At 73.6% G+C, this 19437-nt stretch carries 16 protein-coding genes; 4 read left to right on the top strand and 12 right to left on the bottom strand.

Annotation, left to right across the window (positions count from 1 at the left end):
- The 4 genes from FGE12_RS29555 to FGE12_RS29540 form a co-directional block, all read right to left on the bottom strand.
- Positions 1 to 813, bottom strand: coding sequence for a class I SAM-dependent methyltransferase (locus FGE12_RS29555; RefSeq protein WP_153870003.1), 813 nt, complete (start codon positions 811 to 813; stop codon positions 1 to 3).
- Positions 814 to 861: 48 nt separating this feature from the next.
- On the bottom strand, positions 862 to 1407 hold the full coding sequence (locus tag FGE12_RS29550; protein WP_153870002.1) for a YceI family protein: 546 nt from the start codon (positions 1405 to 1407) through the stop codon (positions 862 to 864).
- A gap of 26 nt (positions 1408 to 1433) precedes the next feature.
- Positions 1434 to 3230 carry a hypothetical protein gene (locus FGE12_RS29545; protein WP_153870001.1) on the bottom strand — a complete coding sequence of 599 codons (1797 nt, stop codon included), beginning with the start codon at positions 3228 to 3230 and terminating at the stop codon, positions 1434 to 1436.
- 104 nt (positions 3231 to 3334) lie between these two features.
- Positions 3335 to 4069, bottom strand: a complete 735-nt coding sequence (locus FGE12_RS29540) for a hypothetical protein (RefSeq protein ID WP_153870000.1) — start codon at positions 4067 to 4069, stop codon at positions 3335 to 3337.
- 122 nt (positions 4070 to 4191) lie between these two features.
- Between FGE12_RS29540 and FGE12_RS29535 the strand changes: the two genes are divergently transcribed.
- The gene (locus FGE12_RS29535; RefSeq protein ID WP_153869999.1) at positions 4192 to 5382 is read left to right on the top strand and encodes an acyltransferase; all 1191 of its coding nucleotides are present in this window, start codon (positions 4192 to 4194) and stop codon (positions 5380 to 5382) included.
- 57 nt (positions 5383 to 5439) lie between these two features.
- A complete protein-coding gene (locus FGE12_RS29530; protein ID WP_153869998.1) occupies positions 5440 to 5958 on the top strand; it encodes a GNAT family N-acetyltransferase in 519 nt (172 codons plus the stop codon).
- An 18-nt stretch (positions 5959 to 5976) separates the two neighbouring features.
- Here the strand turns inward: FGE12_RS29530 and FGE12_RS29525 are convergent, their stop codons facing one another.
- The gene (locus tag FGE12_RS29525) at positions 5977 to 6990 is read right to left on the bottom strand and encodes a bile acid:sodium symporter family protein (protein ID WP_153869997.1); all 1014 of its coding nucleotides are present in this window, start codon (positions 6988 to 6990) and stop codon (positions 5977 to 5979) included.
- A 162-nt stretch (positions 6991 to 7152) separates the two neighbouring features.
- Between FGE12_RS29525 and FGE12_RS29520 the strand changes: the two genes are divergently transcribed.
- Complete coding sequence (locus tag FGE12_RS29520; RefSeq protein WP_153869996.1) at positions 7153 to 9321, top strand: bifunctional alpha,alpha-trehalose-phosphate synthase (UDP-forming)/trehalose-phosphatase; 2169 nt, start codon at positions 7153 to 7155, stop codon at positions 9319 to 9321.
- 1 nt (position 9322) lies between these two features.
- Here FGE12_RS29520 and FGE12_RS29515 read toward each other — a convergent pair whose 3' ends face one another.
- The 5 genes from FGE12_RS29515 to rsfS form a co-directional block, all read right to left on the bottom strand.
- Positions 9323 to 13042: a DUF3857 and transglutaminase domain-containing protein gene (locus FGE12_RS29515; protein ID WP_153869995.1), complete on the bottom strand. Its 3720-nt coding sequence runs from the start codon at positions 13040 to 13042 to the stop codon at positions 9323 to 9325.
- A gap of 146 nt (positions 13043 to 13188) precedes the next feature.
- Positions 13189 to 13914: a double zinc ribbon domain-containing protein gene (locus tag FGE12_RS29510; RefSeq protein WP_370459205.1), complete on the bottom strand. Its 726-nt coding sequence runs from the start codon at positions 13912 to 13914 to the stop codon at positions 13189 to 13191.
- Positions 13911 to 15461 carry a 2,3-bisphosphoglycerate-independent phosphoglycerate mutase gene (gene gpmI / locus FGE12_RS29505; protein WP_153869994.1) on the bottom strand — a complete coding sequence of 517 codons (1551 nt, stop codon included), beginning with the start codon at positions 15459 to 15461 and terminating at the stop codon, positions 13911 to 13913. The genes FGE12_RS29510 and gpmI overlap by 4 nt, the downstream gene beginning before the upstream one ends.
- Positions 15462 to 15500: 39 nt before the next feature.
- On the bottom strand, positions 15501 to 15965 hold the full coding sequence (locus tag FGE12_RS29500; protein ID WP_153870012.1) for a 23S rRNA (pseudouridine(1915)-N(3))-methyltransferase RlmH: 465 nt from the start codon (positions 15963 to 15965) through the stop codon (positions 15501 to 15503).
- Positions 15962 to 16513: a ribosome silencing factor gene (gene rsfS, locus FGE12_RS29495; RefSeq protein ID WP_153869993.1), complete on the bottom strand. Its 552-nt coding sequence runs from the start codon at positions 16511 to 16513 to the stop codon at positions 15962 to 15964. Before rsfS ends, FGE12_RS29500 begins: the two co-directional genes overlap by 4 nt.
- A gap of 39 nt (positions 16514 to 16552) precedes the next feature.
- Between rsfS and FGE12_RS29490 the strand changes: the two genes are divergently transcribed.
- Positions 16553 to 16864 (top strand): tetratricopeptide repeat protein, encoded by a 312-nt coding sequence (locus tag FGE12_RS29490; RefSeq protein ID WP_153869992.1) that lies wholly within the window; start codon positions 16553 to 16555, stop codon positions 16862 to 16864.
- 23 nt (positions 16865 to 16887) lie between these two features.
- On the opposite strand, the gene FGE12_RS29485 is transcribed toward FGE12_RS29490, so the two are convergent.
- Together FGE12_RS29485 and FGE12_RS29480 are read right to left on the bottom strand one after the other, a co-directional pair.
- Positions 16888 to 17949, bottom strand: coding sequence for a hypothetical protein (locus FGE12_RS29485; RefSeq protein ID WP_370459204.1), 1062 nt, complete (start codon positions 17947 to 17949; stop codon positions 16888 to 16890).
- 294 nt (positions 17950 to 18243) lie between these two features.
- The gene (locus FGE12_RS29480) at positions 18244 to 19368 is read right to left on the bottom strand and encodes a TetR family transcriptional regulator (protein WP_153869990.1); all 1125 of its coding nucleotides are present in this window, start codon (positions 19366 to 19368) and stop codon (positions 18244 to 18246) included.
- Positions 19369 to 19437: the final 69 nt, after the last annotated feature.

Genomic DNA, 19437 nt, shown 5'->3' with positions numbered 1-19437 from the left:
CTACTGCGGCCTCCGCCCCAGCCCGAGCAGCGCGGGCATCGCCACGCGCTGCGGCCCGGTGCCCAGCTGCGCCTGCATTCGTGAGAGCAGCGCCGGGGCCAGCGCGCGCCACTTCGCCTCGCCCAGCCGCTGCGCCATGATCGCCACGGGTGCGGCGCTGCGCACCATCCCCTGGAACAGCGCCTCCGTGCTGGGCAGGTCCACGGCGTGCACCACCTCCTGCACCTGCAGGTGCACGAAGCCTGCGGCGCCCATCTCCCGCTCGAAGTCCGAGGGCTCGGAGAGCGGCGCGTGCGGGTCGTTCATCGGCAGCCCGGGGACCTCCTCTCTCAGCGCGCCGAAGAAGGCCAGCATGTGCGGCACGCGGGTCACCGAAACCCAGGCGGACACCACCGCGCGCCCGCCGGGCCGCAGCACGCGGGCGAGCTCCGCGAAGCCGCGCCCGCGGTCGGGGAAGAACATCAGGCCGAACATGGAGAAGGCCGCGTCGAAGGAGGCGTCCGCGTAGGGCAGGGCCATGCCGTCGCCCACCCGGGCCTCCACCTGCGCGCGCGCGGCCTCGGCCCGCGCGCGCAGCCGCTCCACCATCGCGGGTGAGAAGTCGAGCGCGCTCACCTGCGCCGTGCGCGCCGCGAGCAGCGAGAGGGTGCCCGGCCCCGCCGCGACGTCGAGCACCCGCTCGGCCGGCTGCAGCCGCGCGAGGCGCAGCGCGTCCGCGGCGTAGCGCTCGAAGAGGGGGACGTTGAAGTCCACGTAGCCGTCGACGATGAGGTTCCACGGCTCGGGCACGGCGAGGGGCGAGGGCTCAGGCATGCCCGCGACCGTGCGCGCGCAGCGGTACGCCGGCCATAGCCCCGGAGTTCAGGTCTTCGGCGAAGCCGTGGGCACGGCCTGCAGGTCCAGGTCCACGTCGAGCTTCTCGCCCACCAGCCAGCCGCCGTTGGCGAGCGCGTGGTTCCACTGGATGCCGAAGTCCGAGCGGTTGAGCGTGGTGCGCGCGGAGAAGAGCAGGCGTTGCTGGCCCCAGGGATCGGTGGTGGTGGCCAGGTGGCGTGCCTCGAGCACCACGGGCCGCATCACGTTGCGCAGCGTGAGCTCGCCGAGCACGCGAAAGGAGGAGCCCGCGCCGGGCTCCACACCCGTGGAGCGGAACTCGATGTAGGGCGCGCGCTCCGCGTCGAGGAAGTCCGCCGAGCGCAGGTGCGTGTCGCGGTCCGGCACCGCGGTGTTCACGCTCGCCGCCTCGATGCGCACGTGCACCTCGCCCTCGCGCGGGCGCTCCGGGTCCACCCGCAGCGTGCCCGAGATGCGCTCGAAGCGGCCGTGCACGCGCGCCACCACCATGTGCCGCGCGACGAAGAGCACGGCGGAGTAGTGGGGCTCGACGGTCCAGTCGGTCAGGGGCATGCGGCTCTCCGTGCTGGCGGTGCAGCTCAGCGGGCGAAGCTGTAGAGGTAGAAGTCGTCGAGGGAATCCGGGTAGTCGTGATACCGGACGGAGAGGGTGTGCTCGTCCAGGATGTCCACGGTCAGGGGCGTTGTCCCGCTGCCGTCCGCGCGCGTGATGCTCAGCGTCTTGCCGTCCGCGCTCAGGGAGAAGGTCGCCGCTCCTACGTAGGAATACGCGAAGCCGGTGATCCAGGAATCCTTGCCGAAGGTGGCCGCACGCTCTTGGGTCCAGAGCTGCGCCGTGCCGTCCTTGTTGAACACCCAGGTGTCACTCTCCGCGAGGGGGCCGGCGTAGTCGTTGGTCACGTTGTTGTGCTCGCACTGCATCCACAGCCGCGTCGTCTTCCACGTTCCGTAGATGGTGGGCGGCGAAGGCGGATGGTCGCGCACGAAGCCGTAGAAGCCGATGTCCTGCTCGGCCACGTGCGGCGCCGCGTAGTGGAGGTTCATGGCCACCGTCCAGTTCTCCTCCGGTGGCGCGTCGAAGGTGAAGATGAAGTCGCCCCCTTCGCGCGCGTAGCTCCAGGTCACGGCCTTGTAGACGACCGGGTTGAGGCTCGGGGTGAGGTAGCTCGCATTCACGCGGAGCGTCTCGGAGTGCCGCGGCGTCGCAGGGGCCAGCTCGATGCGGAGAGCGGACACGCCGAAGGTCTCGGCTCCCCAGCTCAGCAGCTCCTGCAGCATCGCCAGTCCCTTCGAGAGCGTGGAGCCGGGCGGCACCAGCGACGCCGTGAGCGACCGGTAGCTGGAGAGCACGCGGATGCGCTTGGGCTGCTTCTTGACGAAGTCGGCGGTGAACGAGCCCGCCAGGCTGAGCGCGGATGCCGCGCTCACCCGGGGCCCGACCGACAGGGCCTGGCTGGACGAGGAGCTGTCCATGTCCTCCACGAGCGCGGTGCCGAAGCGCTCGATGGCGCACGCCGTCCCCTTTCCGGCCTCCTCGAGGATGTTGAGCAGCCGGCCGAAGGCAAAGAGATTGCCCATCGCAGCGCGGAGTGCGGAGACCCGCGAGCCGCCCACCTCGCGCACCTCGCGGTAGGTCTGCACCGGGTTGATGCCCGTCAGCTGACCCTCGATGTGTGCGAAGACCTGGTCCATCCGCTTCTGCGGGTCCACACCCTTGACGCACCAGGGCTCGCCCTCGAACAGGGCGGCCTTCACCAGCGCGGCCGTGGGCCCAGCCCCCGAGCTGCTCGAGACGCCGACCAGGCCCGGGTTGGCCGCGATGTAGAGCGCCGCGTCGGCGCGCTCGGCGTCGCTGGCCTGCGCGAGCAGCGCCTCGACCTGCTGCGCCAGCTCCTCACCCTTCGCGGACAGCTCTGCGAGCTGCGACTCGCTGTAGGACTCGGTGGCGCGCAGCGAGAGCTGGGTCTGTGCCATGGCGGCGCGGCTGGCGCTCACGGCCTCGGTGATGCGCGTCGCGGGGTCGGCCACCGGCGCCGCCGCGTCCACCCGCAGCTTCACCGTCGCCTTGCGCCCGCCGTCCAGCTCCACCTGCAGCGCGTACTCCCCAGGCGCCTGCTGCGGGAGCTCCAGTCCGAGCTGGCTCACGCCCACGCGCGCGAGCTGCACCGGCGCGTCCCCGAGCGTGGCCGGGTACGTCTGCTGCGCCAGCGTGGTGCCGCCGGACACGTTCAGCGTCACCAGCGCCGTGGGCAGGTAGCTCGCCCTGTCCGGCGTCAGCGCCAGCTCGGAGCTGCCACCGGAGCCGTCGGAGCCACCCGGCGCACAGGACGCGGCGAGGGCCAGGGTGAGCAGGGCGAACAGCGGGAGGGCGCGCATGGGGGACCTTTGCAAGACCAACGACCGGAGCGAGGCCGGCACCATTGCAAAGGTGTGATTCCAGCGGCAAGGGGGCCTCCGCGCTCGCCCGCCTGTCCAGCGCCTCAGAAGAGGGTGAAGTAGAGCGCGAGCGACGCGTAGGCGCCGTGCACGTGTCCCGTGTAGGTGTCGTTCAGCGCCCCCTCCGCGGTGTTCAGGAGGGGTTGGGCGAGGGTGGCGAAGGGCTCGGAGACCTCGGCCTCGAGTGAGCTGGAGGCCGCGAAGGTGGTGAAGCCCCCGAGGCCCAGCTTCAGCTTCAGGCGCGCCGGCAGCGTCCACTGCCAGCCCAGCTCGAGCGCGCCCTGGTGCAGCGTGGAGTGCACGCGGGCGAGTGCCACCTCATCCAGCAGGTCCGGCGGCACGTCGATCCCCAGGGCGCGGAACAGGGTGCGCGTGCTCGTCACGTTGCCGCCCAGAGTGATGAGCGTGTAGCCGCCGGCGAAGTAGAAGCCGCGGTGCGGGAAGGGTCGCCAGCCGAGGAAGGTGCGCCACACCACCGCGCTCGAGAGCGAGTCCTCGACGAGCTGCGCGTCGTCCCTGCCGTACGCGCCCGTGCGCACGAGCACGTCGTCGAGCGTCTCCAGGTAGGAGCGGGGCATGCGGCCCACGGACGTGGACAGCTGGACGCGCCCGGGCAGCTCCAGCAGCGCCGCCGCATGGACGGAGAGCGGGAAGTCCGTGCCGGCGCCGAGCGAGAGCGAGACGGGCGACGCGGGGCGCGGCTCGGGAGCCACCGGCTCAGGGGCCGTGGGCGCGGCCTGACTCAGCACCACTGCGAGCACTGCGGCAGTGGCGGACATCACGGAGCTCCCGGGCTGCGCGCGGACATGCCCGAGAGATGGGGCCGGAGCGCCCCTTCCGCCAGCCCGCGCGCCTGCCTGGTCGCTCACGCCCGCGGGGGCGGCCCTGGTATCAGTAGCGGATGGACTCCGCGCCCCGCGCTTCCAAGCCCACCGAGCCCGCCGAGCCCCTTGTGTCACGCAACGCGGGCATCGACCTGCTGCGCGGCCTGTCCATCCTACTCGTGGTGCTGCACCACCTGGGGCTGCGCATCCCGCTGCGCAAGACGCTGCTGGGAGAGTTCCTCCCGGTGCGCCTGCTCAACGCGCTCAACTACAACGGCTACGAGGCCGTCTTCGTCTTCTTCGTCATCTCGGGCTTCCTCATCACCCGCGGCGCGCTGCTGCGCTGGGGGCGGCTGTCCGAGCTGGACCTGCGGGCCTTCTACGCGCGCCGCTTCTCGCGCATCGTGCCGTGCCTCGTCGCGCTGGTGGCGGTGCTCGGCGCACTGCACCTCGTGGGCGCACCGGACTACGTCATCGAGCGTCCGGGGCAGTCGCTCGCGGGGGCCATCGTCGCCACCTTCGGCCTGCACCTGAACTGGTACGAGGGGATGAAGGGCTATCTGCCCGGCGGCTGGGATGTGCTCTGGAGCCTCTCCATCGAGGAGGTGTTCTACCTGGGCTTCCCGCTCGCGTGCCTCCTCGCGCGGCGCACCTGGGTGCTCGCGCTCGCGCTGGTGCCGCTCGCGCTCTCGCTGCCGTGGATGCGCGCGGCGCTCGCGGGCAACGAGATCTGGCAGGAGAAGGCCTATCTGCCGGGCATGTCGGGCATCGCGCTGGGCGTGCTCGGCGCGCTCCTCGCCGCGCGCTGGAAGGCACCCTCCCGGGCCTGGACCCGCGCGCTGCTCGCGCTGGGCACCGCGGGGCTCGTCGCCGTGCTCTTCTGGGAAGGGCCGCTGTGGAAGGTGCTGAAGGATGGCGTGATGCTGTGGCTCACGCTCTCGGCGCTCGCGCTGGTGCTGGCCTTCGACGCGCATCCGCCGCGAGCGCTGCGCGCGACCGCGTGGCTGCGCGCGTGGGGGCGGATGAGCTACGAGATCTACCTCACGCACATGTTCGTCGTGTACGCGGCGGTGCGGCTCTTCCGCGCGGGCGGCGGCGAGCTGCGCCACGGCTGGCTCTGGTACCTGCCGGTGGTGCCGCTGTGTGGCCTGCTCGGGTGGGCGACGGAGCGGTGGCTCTCCGTGCCTTGCGAGCGCTGGCTGCGCGCGCGGCTGCTGCCCACCGCCTCCCGCGCCGAGGCGCGCGGCGAGGTCGCGCTCCGCGGCTGAGCCCGGGAAGCGCACAGCGAAGCGCAGGACGCGCTGCACGAGCGCTAGGATGCCCCCATGCATCCCGCCTTCGAGAGCGCCGCCACCGAGCGGCTGCTGCTGCGTCCCTTCCGTGAGACCGACCTGCAGGTGATCTTCGCGCTGCACAGCGATCCGGAGACGAGCCGGTACCGCGTCTCCGGGACCATGCGCTCGCTCGACGATGCGCGCGCGCTGCTCGGCCCGTGGCTCGAGGACTGGGCCGAGCGCGGCGTGGGCTACTGGGCGGTCGCGCGGCGTGAGGCGCCCGGGGTGGTGGTGGGCGTCGGGGGCGTGCGGCACAAGGAGCTCGAAGGCCGACCGGTGCTGAACCTTGCCTACCGCCTCGATCCCTCCACCTGGGGCACGGGCTTCGCCACCGAGGTCTCCCGCGCCGCGATCGACCTGGCCCGCGTGCACTTCCCCCGCATCCCCGTGGTCGCCGTCATCCACCTTGAGAACGCTTCCTCCATCCGGGTGGCGGAGCGGCTCGGGATGCGGATGGACCGGGTCATCGACTACGAGGGCACGCCGCACCGGGTGTACGTCGCGGACTGAGGGCCTCCTGGGCGCGCCTCAGGGTGGGTCCTGGAGGCGGCGCGCGTAGCGCTCGGCCATCAGTGAGCACACGAAGAGCTGCGCCTGGTGGTAGAGCATCAGGGGCAGCACGATGAGCCCCAGCGCCGGGTCCGCGCCGAAGAGCAGGCGCGCCATGGGCACCCCCGAGGCCAGCGTCTTCTTCGAGCCGCAGAACACGGCGGCGATCTCGTCCTCCTTCGTGAAGCCCAGCGCGCGCGAGGTGACCGTACTCAGCCACAGCACGAAGGCGAGCAGCGCGAGGCTTCCGACCAGCGCGATGCCCACGGTGGCGTAGCCGTAGCGGGTGAACACCCCCGTGGCCACCGAGTCGCAGAAGGACGCGTAGACGAGCAGCAGGATGACGGCGCGGTCCACGCCGTGGGTGGAGCGGCGGATGCGCTCGGCGCGCGCGCCCAGCAGCGGGCGCAGCGCCTGGCCCAGCGCGAGCGGCAGGAGCAGCAGCAGCGCGAGCTTCCCCACCGCCTCGCCCAGGGGCAGGGCCTGGCTCTGCGTGTGGCCGAGCACGCGCAAGAGTAGCGGCGTGAGCACCACGCCCAGCGCGCTGGAGAGGCTCGCGTCGAAGATGGCCCCGGGCACGTTGCCGCGCGCGACCGCCGTGAAGGCCACCGAGGACGAGATGGTGGAGGGCACGGCGCACAGGTAGAGGAAGCCCAGGCTGAGCGCCGGCGGCAGCCAGCGCCCCGCGAGCGCGTCCGCGAGCAGCCACAGGAGCGGGAAGAGCCCGAAGGTGAAGGCCTGCACGAAGAGGTGGAGGCGCCAGCGGCGCGCACCCTCGGCCAGCGCCGCCGGCGAGAGCCCCAGCCCGTGCAGGAGGAAGACGAGGAAGATGCCCGCGTCCGCGAGCAGGTCCGCGTGCAGGGGGCCGCCGCTGCGGCCGAGGCCGGGCAGCAGCACCGCGAGCAGCACTGCGGCCGCCATGCCCAGCAGGAACCGGTCGCGCGCGAGGCGCCGCAGGGCGGAGAGGGGAGCGGGGAGGGCGGCGGCGCGCATCGTCCCGGAGGACCTAAGCACGCCGCGATTCCTCCGGGAGCGACTGCCTGCCTGGTCAGGGGCTTGGCGCGCGGCGTCCGGGGCTGCGAGGGCGTAGGACGTTCACGAGGGGACGGAAAGGCCTCACGCCGCGCACCCGCAGTGATTACTGCCATAGGGCCCATGGCCCGCCTCCTGCTCGTCTCCAACCGCCTGCCGGTCACCGTGAAGCTGGACCGGGACACCGTCTCCGTCGTCCCGAGCGCGGGCGGGCTGGCCACCGGGCTCAAGGGGCCGCACGAGCAGTCGGGCGGGCTGTGGATCGGCTGGCCCGGAGACGTGTCGCGCCTCAACGGCGCCCAGCGCGCGGCGCTGGACGTGCAGCTGCGCGAGCTGCGCTGCGTGCCGCTGCACCTGAGCGCGAGCGAGGTGAGCCGCTTCTACGAGGGCTACAGCAACCGCTTCCTCTGGCCGCTCTTCCACTACCTCGTCGAGCGCATGCCCAACCAGGACCGCGACTGGGAGGCGTACCGGCGCGTGAACCAGCGCTTCGCGGACCTCGCGGCGAGCCACTACCAGCCCGGGGACACCATCTGGGTGCACGACTACCAGCTGATGCTGGTGCCCGGCATGCTGCGCGAGCGGCTGCCGGACGCGCGCATCGGCTTCTTCCTGCACATCCCCTGGCCCTCCTCGGAGATCTTCCACACGCTGCCGCGCCGCGCGGAGCTCTTGCGCGGGCTGCTGGGCGCGGACCTCATCGGCTTCCACACGCTCGCCTACGTGCGCCACTTCGCCAGCGCGCTCCTGCGCATCCTGGGCGCGGAGCTGAGCGTGGACCGCGTGGCCTACGAGGGGCGCGAGGTGCGCCTGGGCGCCTTCCCCATGGGCATCGACGCGCAGAGCTTCGAGAGCCTCTCGCAGGACCCCGCGGTGCAGGAGGAGGCGAGGAGCCACCGCGAGCACGCAGGGGACCAGCGCCTGGTGCTGGGCATCGACCGGCTCGACTACACCAAGGGCATCCCGCGCCGCATGCTCGCGGTGCAGCGGCTGCTGGAGCGCGAGCCCGCCTGGCGCGGGCGCCTGCGCTTCGTGCAGGTGGCGGTGCCCAGCCGCACCGGCGTGGAGGACTACGCGGTGTACCGCGAGAAGGTGGACGAGCTGGTGGGGCGCATCAACGGCGCCTACGGCAGCGTGGACCGCGTGCCCATCCACTACCTCTACCGCTCCTTCACGATGCGCCAGCTCACCGCGCTCTACCGCGCCGCGGACGTGCTGCTCGTCACCCCCATCCGCGACGGCATGAACCTGGTGGCCAAGGAGTTCTGCGCCGCGCGCACGGACGGCGACGGCGTCTTGGTGCTCAGCGAGTTCGCGGGCGCGGCGGCCGAGCTGGGCGAGGCCGTGCAGGTGAACCCCTACGACGTGGACGGCATGGCGGACGCGCTGCAGGTGGCGCTCGAGATGCCCGAGCCCGAGCGGCGCGAGCGCATGCAGGCGATGCGCCGGCGCGTGCGCCAGAACGACGTGCACTGGTGGGCGCGCACCTTCCTCTCCGCCCTGGAGGAGGAGCCGCCCCCGCGCGCGAAGAGCGGCGGCCCCGCGGTGGAGGCGGCGCTCGCGCGCATGAAGGCGGCGCCCCACCTGGTGCTGCTCTTGGACTACGACGGCACCCTCAAGGGCTTCGCCCCGCGCCCCGAGCTCGCCGCCCCGGACGCGGGCCTGCGCACGCTGCTCGAGCGCCTGGTGAAGCGGCCGCACACGAGCGTGAGCCTCATCAGCGGGCGCAAGCGCGAGACGCTCGAGGAGTGGTTCGGCCCGCTGCCGCTCGGCCTGCACGCGGAGCACGGGCTGTGGAGCCGGCTGGGGCCGGGCCAGCCGTGGACGATGCTGCCGGACGTGCCCACTGACTGGAAGCCGCGGGTGCGCGCGCTGCTGGAGGCCTTCGTCGCGCGCGTGCCCGGCAGCCTCATCGAGGAGAAGACCGCGGCGCTCGCCTGGCACTACCGCCAGGTGGACTCGCAGTTCGGCGCCTACCAGGCGCGCGAGCTGCGCCTGCACCTGGCGGAGACCTTCGCGCAGGGGCCGCTGGAGGTGCTGCCCGGCGACAAGGTGGTGGAGGTGCGCCCGCGCGGGGTGAACAAGGGCCGCGTGGTGGGCGCGGCGGTGGGCGCCGCGCCCAAGGGCGCGCTCGTGGTGGCCATCGGGGACGACCGCACGGACGAGGACATGTTCCAGGCGCTGCCCGAGGGCAGCCTCGCCATCCACGTGGGCAGCCGCCCCACCAGCGCGGGGCTGCGCATCCCGGACCCGGCCGCCGTGCGCGCGCTGCTCGGCCGGCTTCTGGATTAGCTCAGGGCGAGGGACTCGCGGCGGTGGTCCCGCCGGACACCGCCGTCACCTTGCGCGCGAAGGCCTGGTCGATGCGGCCGAGGAAGGCGCGGAAGGCGGCGTAGTCCTCGGCCTTCACGCGCGCGGTGGTGAGCGCGAGCTCGCCCTCGGCCACGAGCTGCCCGTTCTCCATCCGCTGCGTGAGGCGCACGCGGCCGAAGGGGGTGGTCTCCTCGTAGGCGGGGGGCAGCTGCGCCACGCGGTAGCCCTGCGGCAGGTGGTAGCGCAAGGAGAAGCGGTTCACCCACGGGGTGCTCATCACCAGGTCGTAGTGGCGCTCCACCAGCGGCGCGTAGGTCTGCACGTAGGAGCGCGGGCTGCCGAAGGCGAGGAAGCGCAGGGCGCCGGGGCCGGCCTCCGCGTAGCGCGGCACGCGCATCTGGAAGTCCACCGCCACGTCCTCGTCCAGGCGCGTGGGGTCCGAGAGCTTCACCTCGTTCACCGTGAGGCCCGGGAAGGTCTGGGCCCAGGCGCGCTCGAGCGTGCTCTTGCGGGTCGCGGGCGACTGGTAGGCGCGCCGGTACTGCGGGGCGCTCTGGCCCGCGGCCTTCGAGCCACCCGCGAGCGCGGCGCTGCCGTCCGGCTGCAGCGTCACCTCGAGCGAGAGCTGGGTGAGGTTGTCCTCGGGGCGCGCCTCCGGGGTGGTGAGGAAGCGGCTCACGCCGTTGGGCTCCACCACCAGCACGTTCGCCACGCGGTCCGCGCTGGGCAGCTCCTTCGCGCCGTGGAACTCGGCGGTGCCGTCCAGGTAGAGGTCGAACTGGGGCACGTAGGCGATGGCGTGGTTGAAGGCCGCGAGGCTCGCGGGCTCGCCGCTCAGCTGCCCCAGGTCGCGCATGCGAAGGAGCACCAGCCGGCTGTCCACCCCGGCCACCTTGAGCATGGCGTGGATGAGGCTCGCCTTGTCCTTGCAGTCGCCGAAGCGCCTGCTGAGGATGCGGTCGACGCGGTAGGGCTTGTAGCCGTGGATGCCGAACTCCAGCGCCACGTAGCGCGTGTTCGTCACCACGAAGTTGTAGATGGCGCGCACCACCGCGAGCTGATCCTTGCGGTCCACCTTCGCCTGGGTGAGCACCTGGTCCACCGTGCGGCGCAGCTCCTCGTTGGGGGTGAGCTGGTCGCGCACGAGGCCCCAGTAGTAGCGGCCCACCTGCTCCCAGCTCTTGTAGGTGGAGACGTGCAGCTGCGTCGCCACCTCCGCCCAGCCGGGCATGCCGGGCTCCGGCACCACCTTGGACACGCTCTTCGCGCTCCAGCGGTACAGGGTGCGCCCGCCGGGCAGCTGCTCCTGCTGGTGGCTCAGGCCTCCCACCTGCTTCTGGTTCCAGTACAGCGGGCGGCCCTCGGGCATCTCCACGAGGAACTGGTAGCGCACCTTGGGATAGGTGCTCTGCACGCTGTCCACGTCACCCCAGTAGTCCGACAGCAGGTTGTCCTGCGCGGTGTCGTCGAGGCGGTACTCGAGCTCGAGCAGGTCTCCCACCGCGAGCGCGCTGAAGGAGAGCACCTTGGCGCGCACGTCGTAGTACATGCTGCTCTGCGTATCGTTGATGTTGCGCTCGTTCTCGCTGTAGCCGTCCACCACGGTGCCGTCCGGCTTGGTGATGCGGGCGCGCAGGATGCGCACCTCCTGGCGGTCCGGCGAGTAGGTGATGGGGAAGGTGCGGAAGGCGTCCAGGCCGCGGGTGTTGAGCACCTTCACCGCGAGCTGGTTCTGCCGGCTGCTCAGCCCCGAGCGCTGCACGCGCACGAAGGTGCTGTCCACCACCAGTACCGCGTCCTCGTTGGCGAAGGCGTCCGCCTCGCGCACCAGCGGGGCCACGTCCACCCGGTACTGGGTGCTGCCGCCCTCGTCCTCGCCCTTGAGGGTGCGCAGCACGTCGCGCAGGCCCGGGTTCTGCGGGCGCAAGGTGAGCGAGCGCTCGAAGGCGGCGAGCGCATCCGCGCGGCGGCCCGCGGTGAGCGCCACGTGGCCCTCGCGCTCGTACACCTCGGGCTCGTCGGGGCTGAGCGCGCGCGCCTCGGCGAAGAGGCGCGTGCTCTCGGCGGCCTGGCCGTTCGCGCCCAGCAGCTCGGCGAGCTGCAGGCGCACGCCGTTGTCGAAGGGGTCCTGCGCGAGCAGGGCCTGCAGCTCCTTCGCCGCCCCCGCCACGTCCGCCATGTCCGCCAGCTTGCTCGCGAGCGCGCGGCGGCTCGCGCGGTCGTCCGCGCGCAGCTGCAGCGTGGCGCGCAGCCGCTGCACCATCTCCGCGGGGCGCTCCATGCGGGCGCTCGCGCGCGCGGCGGCGCGCACCACCGAGGGCTGGCGCGGCAGGCGCTGCAGGCTCTCCTCCAGCAGGGCCTGCGAGCGCGGCTGCTCCCCCAGCGCCTCGAGCGCGCGCGCGAGCATGAGGCGCGCGGAGGCGCTGTCCGGCGCGTCCCTCACCGCCCCCTCCAGCAGGGGCAGGGCGCGCTCGGGGTGGTCCTGGCGCAGCTCGTGCTCGGCGAGCGCCACGCGCGCATCCACCGAGCGCAGGCCTCCGCCGGGGCCGCCGGCCGCCGCGAGCGCGCGCTCGAGGAAGCGGCGGCGCAGGTTGAGGTCGTCGTCGTGCAGGGCGGCCGTGAGCATCTGGGCCTCGGGGTCCTCGGGCAGCAGCTGCGCGGCGCGCTCCGCCTCCACCGCGGCGGTGTGCTCGCCCTCGTCGTAGGCGCGGTTGAAGGCGAGCACGCGCGCGTAGTCCAGGCGCAGGTTGCCGTCCTGCGGCGCCTTCGCGACGAGCGCGGCGAGGCGCTCGGTCACGGTGGGCATGGGCCTGGGCGCGGGCGGCGCGCCCTTCGCGAGCGCGGGGAGCACGTCCGGCAGCACGGCGCGCGCGGGCGCGTCACCGGTGGCCGCGGGCGTCTGGCGCAGCGCGAAGCCCAGGGCGCCCGCGTCCTGGCACACCTTGAGCAGCACGCGGTTGAGCCCGGGGCGCAGCTGCACGGAGACGCGCGCCTGGTCGGGGCGGGGCGCGTTGTAGTGGTCGCTCGCGAGCGCGCGCTCGCCGTTCACCCAGAGGCGGAAGGCGCCCGAGGTGCCCACCGAGAGCGCGGCGCGGGTGGCGCGCGTGGCCTCGAGGTAGGTGAGCGCGTAGGCCACCACGCCGCGGTTGGGGCGCAGCGCGGCGCCCAGGTCCACGCTGCCGTCCAGGGGGCGCACGGGGAGCTTGCGCCAGGTGAGCTCGCGCCCGCCCACGCCGCTGTACTTCTGCGCGAGCGAGAGGCCCGCCGCCTCGGGGCCGAAGTCGCGGTCGCACCCCGCCTTGCCCTCGTTGTCGAAGCCGCCCACCACGTAGAAGTCCCCCACGAAGCCCAGCGCGCGCGCCTGCTCGGCGGCGGCATCCAGGCGGCCGCGGCCGCGCTCCAGGTCCAGCAGCAGCAGGCGCGCGGTGTCGCGCGTGCCCGGGTCCGTGCCCTTGCGCGCGAGCACCTGCTCGTACACGGCGGCGAGCGGGGCGAGGTCCTCCACCTCGTCCGCGAGCCCGTGCAGGCGCACCAGCTGCGCGGCGCCGCGGGGGCTGCCCGCGAGCTGCAGCGCGCGCGCGGAGGCCTCGCGCACCTGGGCAGGCACCGGGTCCCTGTCCGGCGCAGGGGCGCCGGCCGCGGCCCCGGACGGGAGGGGGGCGAGGGCCAGCAGGAGGAGGGGGAGGGTCCAACGCAGCATGGAGGGGGTCCTTCGGCGAGGCGGGAGGGCAGGCCCTTGTGTAACAGCCGAGCAGCCGCACACAAGGCGCGCAGGGTAACGCCTGGTGCCCTGTGGAGCTTCCATGACCTTCCACGGAAGCAGGCGGCCAGGCGCGAGGCCCAGCGTCAGGCGCTGAACGCCCGGGCGAGGGTGAGCACCTGCACCTGCCCCGCGCCGCCCGAGCGCAGGGCGGCGGTGGCGGCGCGCGTGGTGGCGCCGGTGGTGAAGACGTCGTCCACCAGGAGCACGTCCGCGCCCGCGAGCGCGGGGCCCACGGCCTCGAAGACGCCCTCCACGTTGAGGGCGCGCTCGGCCTCGCTCAGGCCCACCTGGCGGCGGGTGGGGCGGGTGCGCGCGAGCACGTCCAGGCGCAGGGAGCGGCCGGTGGCCCGGGCGAGCTCCGCGGCGAGCAGGCCCGCCTGGTCGTAGCGCCGCTCGCGAAAGCGCGCCGCGTGCAGCGGGAGGGCGACGATGAGCCGGGGCGCCTGCGCGAGGAAGCTCTGGGCCTCCCCGGCGAGCAGCCGGGCGAGGCCGGGGGCGAGCTCCGGGTGGTCCTCGTACTTGAAGCGCTGGATGGCGCGCGCCACGGGGCCTGCGTGGGCGAAGGGCGCCCAGGCGCGGGCGAAGGGCGGCGCGCTGCGGGTGCAGCGCGCGCACGTGCCGTCCGCGCTCTCGAAGCGGCCGGGCTCGGCGCAGCGCGGGCAGTGCGCGGGCGGGGTGCGCTCCACGGCGAGGTCGCAGGGCTCGCAGAAGAAGCCGTCGGCGGGCAGCACCCGCGCGCAGCCGAGGCAGGAGGGCGGGTAGAGCAAGTCCAGCAGCGCGCGCCCCAGCCCTGCTGCCGCCTCTCTCACGGCAGCAGGCCCTGGCGGTTCATCGCCTCGGGCTGCGGCAGGCCCATCACTTTCAGCAGCGTGGGGGCGATGTCCGCGAGGATGCCGGGGCGCAGCCGCTGCCCGCGGAACTCCGGGTGGATGAGGTAGAAGGGCACCGGGTTGAGCGTGTGGCTCGTCATCGGCTCGCCCGTCTGCGGGTCGGTCATCTGCTCCGCGTTGCCGTGGTCCGCGCTCACCGCCATCACCCAGCCGTTGCGCGTGCACGCGGCGCCCAGGATGCCCAGGCACTCGTCCACCACGCGCACCGCCTTCATCGTGGGCTCGAGCATGCCGCTGTGGCCGACCATGTCCGGGTTGGCGAAGTTCACCAGCGCGAAGTCGTAGTTGCCGGAGTCCAGGCGCTTCACCAGCTCCGCCGTCACCTCGCGCGCGCTCATCTCCGGCTTCAGGTCGTAGGTCTTCACGTCGCGCGGGGAGGGGATGAGCACGCGGTCCTCGCCGGGGAACACCACCTCGCGGCCTCCGTTGAAGAAGAAGGTCACGTGCGCGTACTTCTCCGTCTCCGCGGTGCGCAGCTGGTGCAGGCCCGCGCGGGAGACAATCTCCGGGAAGATCTCCGTGGGCTGGTCCGGCGCGAAGGCCACCGGCAGCCCGAAGGTCTCGTCGAACTGGGTCATGCACACGTAGCGCCCCAGGTGCAGCCCGCCGCGGTCGAACTCCTTGAAGGAGTCGAAGGCGAGCGCCTGGGTCATCTCTCGCGCGCGGTCCGCGCGGAAGTTGAAGAAGAGCACCACGTCCCCGTCCTGGATGCGGCCCACGGGGCTGCCGTCCCCGGCGGCGATGACGGTGGGCTTCACGAACTCGTCCGTCACCTTCTCCGCGTACGCCGCGCGGATGGCAGCGAGCGCGTCCGGGGCCTTGGGGCCCTCGCCGCGCACCATCGCGTCGAAGGCGAGCTTCACGCGGTCCCAGCGCTTGTCGCGGTCCATCGCGTAGTAGCGCCCGCTCACCGTGGCGATGCGCGCGCCCGTGCGGTGCACCACCTTGGAGAGCTCCTCCACGTGGCCCAGCGCGCTCTGCGGCGGCGTGTCGCGCCCATCGAGAAACGCGTGCACGAACACGCGCGGCAGGCCGCGCTCCTTCGCCGCCTCGAGCAGCCCGTACAGGTGCTCCATGGAGGAGTGCACGCCGCCGGGGCTCGTGAGCCCGAGCAGGTGCAGCGCGCGCCCCTCGCTCTTCGCCTGGTCCATCGCGGCGCGGATGACGGGGTTGCGCCCCAGCTCGCCGCTCTCGGTGGCGCGGTTGATGCGCACCAGGTCCTGGTAGACGATGCGGCCCGCGCCGATGTTGGTGTGGCCCACCTCGCTGTTGCCCATCTGCCCGTCCGGCAGGCCCACCGCGAGCCCGCTCGTCTGCAGCTCGGCGAAGGCCGCGTCGTGCGCGAGCTTGTCCAGCTGCGGCGTGCCGGCGAGCAGGATGGCGTTGCTGTCGCGCTCCTTGCGGATGCCCCAGCCGTCCAGGATGACGAGCAGAACCTTGTGCGCAGGCTTGGCCTTGGAAGTCATGGCCTGACTGTATGCAGCGGGTCCGGGGTGCGCTACGGCCTACTTGTGGTAGGGCTCGCCCTTGAGCAGCGTGAACGCCCGGTAGATCTGCTCCACCAGCACCACGCGCGCGAGCCGGTGGGGCAGGGTCATCCTGGAGAGGCTCAGGGTGAGGTGCGCCGCCGCGCGCACGCTGTCCGCGAGCCCCTCGTCCCCGCCGATGACGAAGAGCAGGTCGCGGCTGCCGCCCTGCGCCTTGCCCACGTAGCGGCTGAGCTCCACCGAGTCGAGCAGCTGGCCGCGCTCGTCGAGCGCCACGAGCCAGTCCTGGGGCTTGCGCCGCTGCAGGATGGCCTCGGCCTCCAGGCTCTTCGCGTCGCCGGACTTGAGCTTCTTGCCGCTCGCCTCCGGCAGCTCCACCAGCTCGAAGCGCGTGTAGTGCGCGAGCCTTTGCGCGTAGGTCTGGACCGCGGGCTCGTACAGGCCCGAGCGGTCCCTTCCCACGCTCAGGACGCGGACCTTCAGGCCACCTGCTCGCGGGCGGCGTCCGCCCACAGGCCCTCGAGGTCGTAGAAGGCGCGCACCTCCTCGAAGAACAGGTGCGCCACCACCTCGCCGTAGTCGATGAGCACCCACTGGCCCGTCTCGGTGCCCTCGTGGCCGATGGGGCGCAGGTTCTCGCTCTTCTTCATCTCGCTGAGCACGCCGTCCGCCATGGCGCTCACCTGGCGGTCGCTCTCGCCCGAGGCGATGACGAAGTAGTCCGCGTACGAGGTCATCCCGCGCACGTCCAGGATGAGGACGTCCTTGGCCTTCTTGTCCAGCACCAGCTGGGCAATCTTGCGCGCGAGCGCCTGGGCGCGCGGGTTCTCCGCGGGGCCGGCGGGGACCGGGGCAAGCCCTGCGGGCAGCTTCTTCTTCGCGGGCTTCTTGCGCGCGAGGCTCTTCTTGGCCGGGGCCTTCTTCTTCGCGGCCGCCGCCTTCTTCGCGGCCTGCGCCTTGCCCTTCGCCTTGCCGGCCTTCGTGGAGCCCGGGGCCTTCTTCTTCGGGGACGTCTTCTTCTTCGTAGCCATGAGGGCAAACACCCTATCGCTGAGTTATAGAGCGCGTCCATGAGCGACACGCGCCTCGAGCAGTTCAAGCAGATGGTGGCCGAGTTCCCCGACTCGCCCATGGGGCACTTCTCCCTGGGCAAGCTCTACCTCGAGCGGCGCGAGTTCTCCGAGGCCGCCGGCTGCTTCGAGCGCGCGGTGGCGCTGGACCCCACCTACGCGGCCGCCCTCGTGAGCCTCGGGGACGCGTACGCCGGCGCGGGCCAGCCCGAGCGCGCCCGCGAGGTGCTCGGCCGGGCGCGCTCCACCGCGCTCGCCCAGAGCCACCAGAGCCTCGCCGAGGACATCGACGCGCGGCTCGAGGACCTCTAGCTCAGCGCCGCTTCACAGCCTCTTCAGAGTCTCCACGTCACCCCCACGCCCGCCATGCTGCGCGTGTAGCTCAGGCCGTTGCGCGGCAGGCGCGTCCCGTAGATGCCGCCGGACAGCTCCAGGTCCAGCGAGCGGGTGAGGGGGCGCACGAGGCGCAGGGAGAGGTTGTTCTGCGCCTCCTCGTCCTCGGTGAGGATGATGTCCGGGGAGAGGAACACCCCGTCCGGGTAGTGGCTGAGCACGAGCGCTCCCTGCGCGAGCAGCGTGAACTGCAGGGGCAGGTGCACCCCGGCGCTCGCGCTGAGCCGGTGGCGCAGCAGGGTCTCGCCGTAGCTGTTGCTCGCGAGCTCCTGGAAGCCGTAGCCGAAGGAGAGGGCCACCGGCCCGCGGTACGCGTAGCCCACGCCCGCCGAGAGCTCCTGGTCCTCGCGCCGGCCCAGCGCCGGGCTCACGAGCTCCGGGGCGCTCTGGGCCCCCACGCCGTAGCGCCGCCGCCCCCACTCCCCCGAGGCGCTGAGGCTGTGGCGGCGGTCGATGCGGTAGCGCCCGGTGAGCGAGAGCTCGGGCCCGCCGAAGTCCGCGCGCTCGTCCGGCCGGTACACGAAGCGGTGGGCGCCGGCGCGCAGGCGCACGTCGAGCCGCACGTCGGGCACGTACTCGAGGAAGGCGCTCGCCCCCAGGTCCGAGTAGGCGCGCGCCCCGCCGCGCCGGTCCTTCGCGCGCGCCTCCACCCCGGCGCCCAGGGTGGGGCCCAGCGCGTGGCTCGCCTCCACGGTGCCCGCCTGCACCAGCAGGCTCTGCGAGCGGTAGCGCAGGTAGAGCCTGGTGCCCAGGTCGTAGCGGCCCACCAGCTGGTAGCGCTCGGCGGTGTAGCGGCCCGCGGCGCTGCCCAGCAGGTGCAGCCCCACGTCCGGCTGGGCGCTCGCCCCGCTCCCGTCCGTCTCGGTGAAGTCGCGCGGGGCGTTGCCGTCCACCAGCGTGCCCGCGCTCAGCCGCAGGCTGCCCTCGCGCACCGCCTGCGCCCGCACGGGCAGCGCGAGGCCAGTGAGGAGCAGCAGCAGCAGGAGCGGGAGGGTGGAGCGCACGCGGCCCCGCACCTTAGCGCGCCCCCCCGGGGGCCGGTCGCTTCTCTGCAGCGGGTGGGCTGCGGGCGTGCGCCCCTGCGCTTGCCTCGCGCCCCCTGCGCGAGCGCCCTGCTCCTCCTGCTCGCCTGCGCCTGCTCGCCCTTCCTGGACGTGCCCGAGGTGGAGCTGCAGCCGTACGTCAGCGCGCCCACCAGGAGCATCGTCGTGCGCGGCAAGGGCCGCGTTCCGCCCTCTGACGTGCGCCTGCAGGCCGTGGTCTCCCTCGCGGTGAAGGTGAAGCTGCTGTCGCGCGCGCTACTCGCGCTCCCGGCCTCGCGCCTCGAGCGCCGCCGCGCGCCGCTCCAGCTCGCGCGCCAGGGCGTCGAGCCGCGCTGCCTCGGCCTCCAGCTGTCCCAGGTCCTCGGGGGCTCCGCCCGCGAGCGCCTGTGCGCGCACCCCGCCCACCTGCGGGCGCAGGTCGCGCGCGCTGGAGGTGGGGGAGGGCGCGCCCGCGGGCGAGGAGGTGGGCGGCGGGGGCTGGTCCGGGGCGCCGGGCGGTGTGGGCGCGGGGGTGGCGACGATCGGGGCAGGCTCGCCCGGGTCGCCGGCGCCGACCTGGCCTCCGCCGGTGGGCGGCGTGCGCTCCACGCGCAGGGCGCTGCCGCCCTCGCGCCGCACGTTGAGGCGCCGGTCCTGCTCGTCGAACATCGCCTCGTCGCCGAGGAAGTCGCTCATGCGCCGCTCGAGGTCGCGCGCCTCGCGCAGCTCGGCGATGTGGCCCTGCAGCACGGCGAGGCGCTGGCGCACCTTGTCGCGCGAGTCGCGCAGCGCGTCCGCCTGCTGCAGCAGGTCCTCGGGGTCGTCCGTGCTGGCCGGTCCCTCGGCCGCGAGCGCGGGCAGCTCCCCGGCGGGCAGCGCGGCGCGCACCCCGTCGCGCTCGGCGCGCAGGGTGCGCATCTGCGCGAGCAGCGCCTCGCGCGCCTCGCGCTCGGGCGTGGCCTCCCACGCCGCGCGCAGCCGCTGCAGCTCCGCGCCCAGCGCCGCGTGCAGCGCGAGCGCGCGGGTGCGGCTCGCGCCCTCCGCCGCCGAGGCCTGCTGCGCGAGCCGCGACAGCTCCTCGGAGAGCTCCTGCGAGCGGCGCAGCGCGCCCTCCAGCTCGTCGCCCGTGCGCAGCTTGCCCTGGCGCTCCGCCTTCAGCTCCTCGATGCGCGCCCCCAGCGCGTTGAGCTCGGTGCGCAGCGCCGCCTGGCGCGAGCGCAGCGCCGCGAGCGCTGCGCGCGCCTCGGCCGCCTCGCTGCGCGCCCGCGCGAGCGCTCCTGGCGCGCCCGGAGCCGCAGTGCCCGGGGCCCCTGCCGTGCCCGCGTCCGGAGCGGCCGCGCGCGCGCCGGCCGGGACCAGGGCGAGGGCGAGCAGCAGGGCGAGCAGGGGGCGGCGCGGCATCACGGGTGGCAGGGGGTGAGCAAGGATGGTGCCACGGAAGGGCCCGGCGCGGGGGGCGGCGCGGGCGGG

This window comes from Aggregicoccus sp. 17bor-14 (assembly GCF_009659535.1).
GTDB lineage: Bacteria > Myxococcota > Myxococcia > Myxococcales > Myxococcaceae > Aggregicoccus.
Note: the sequence above shows the minus strand (reverse complement) of the source record. Positions and strands in the feature narration are given on the sequence as shown.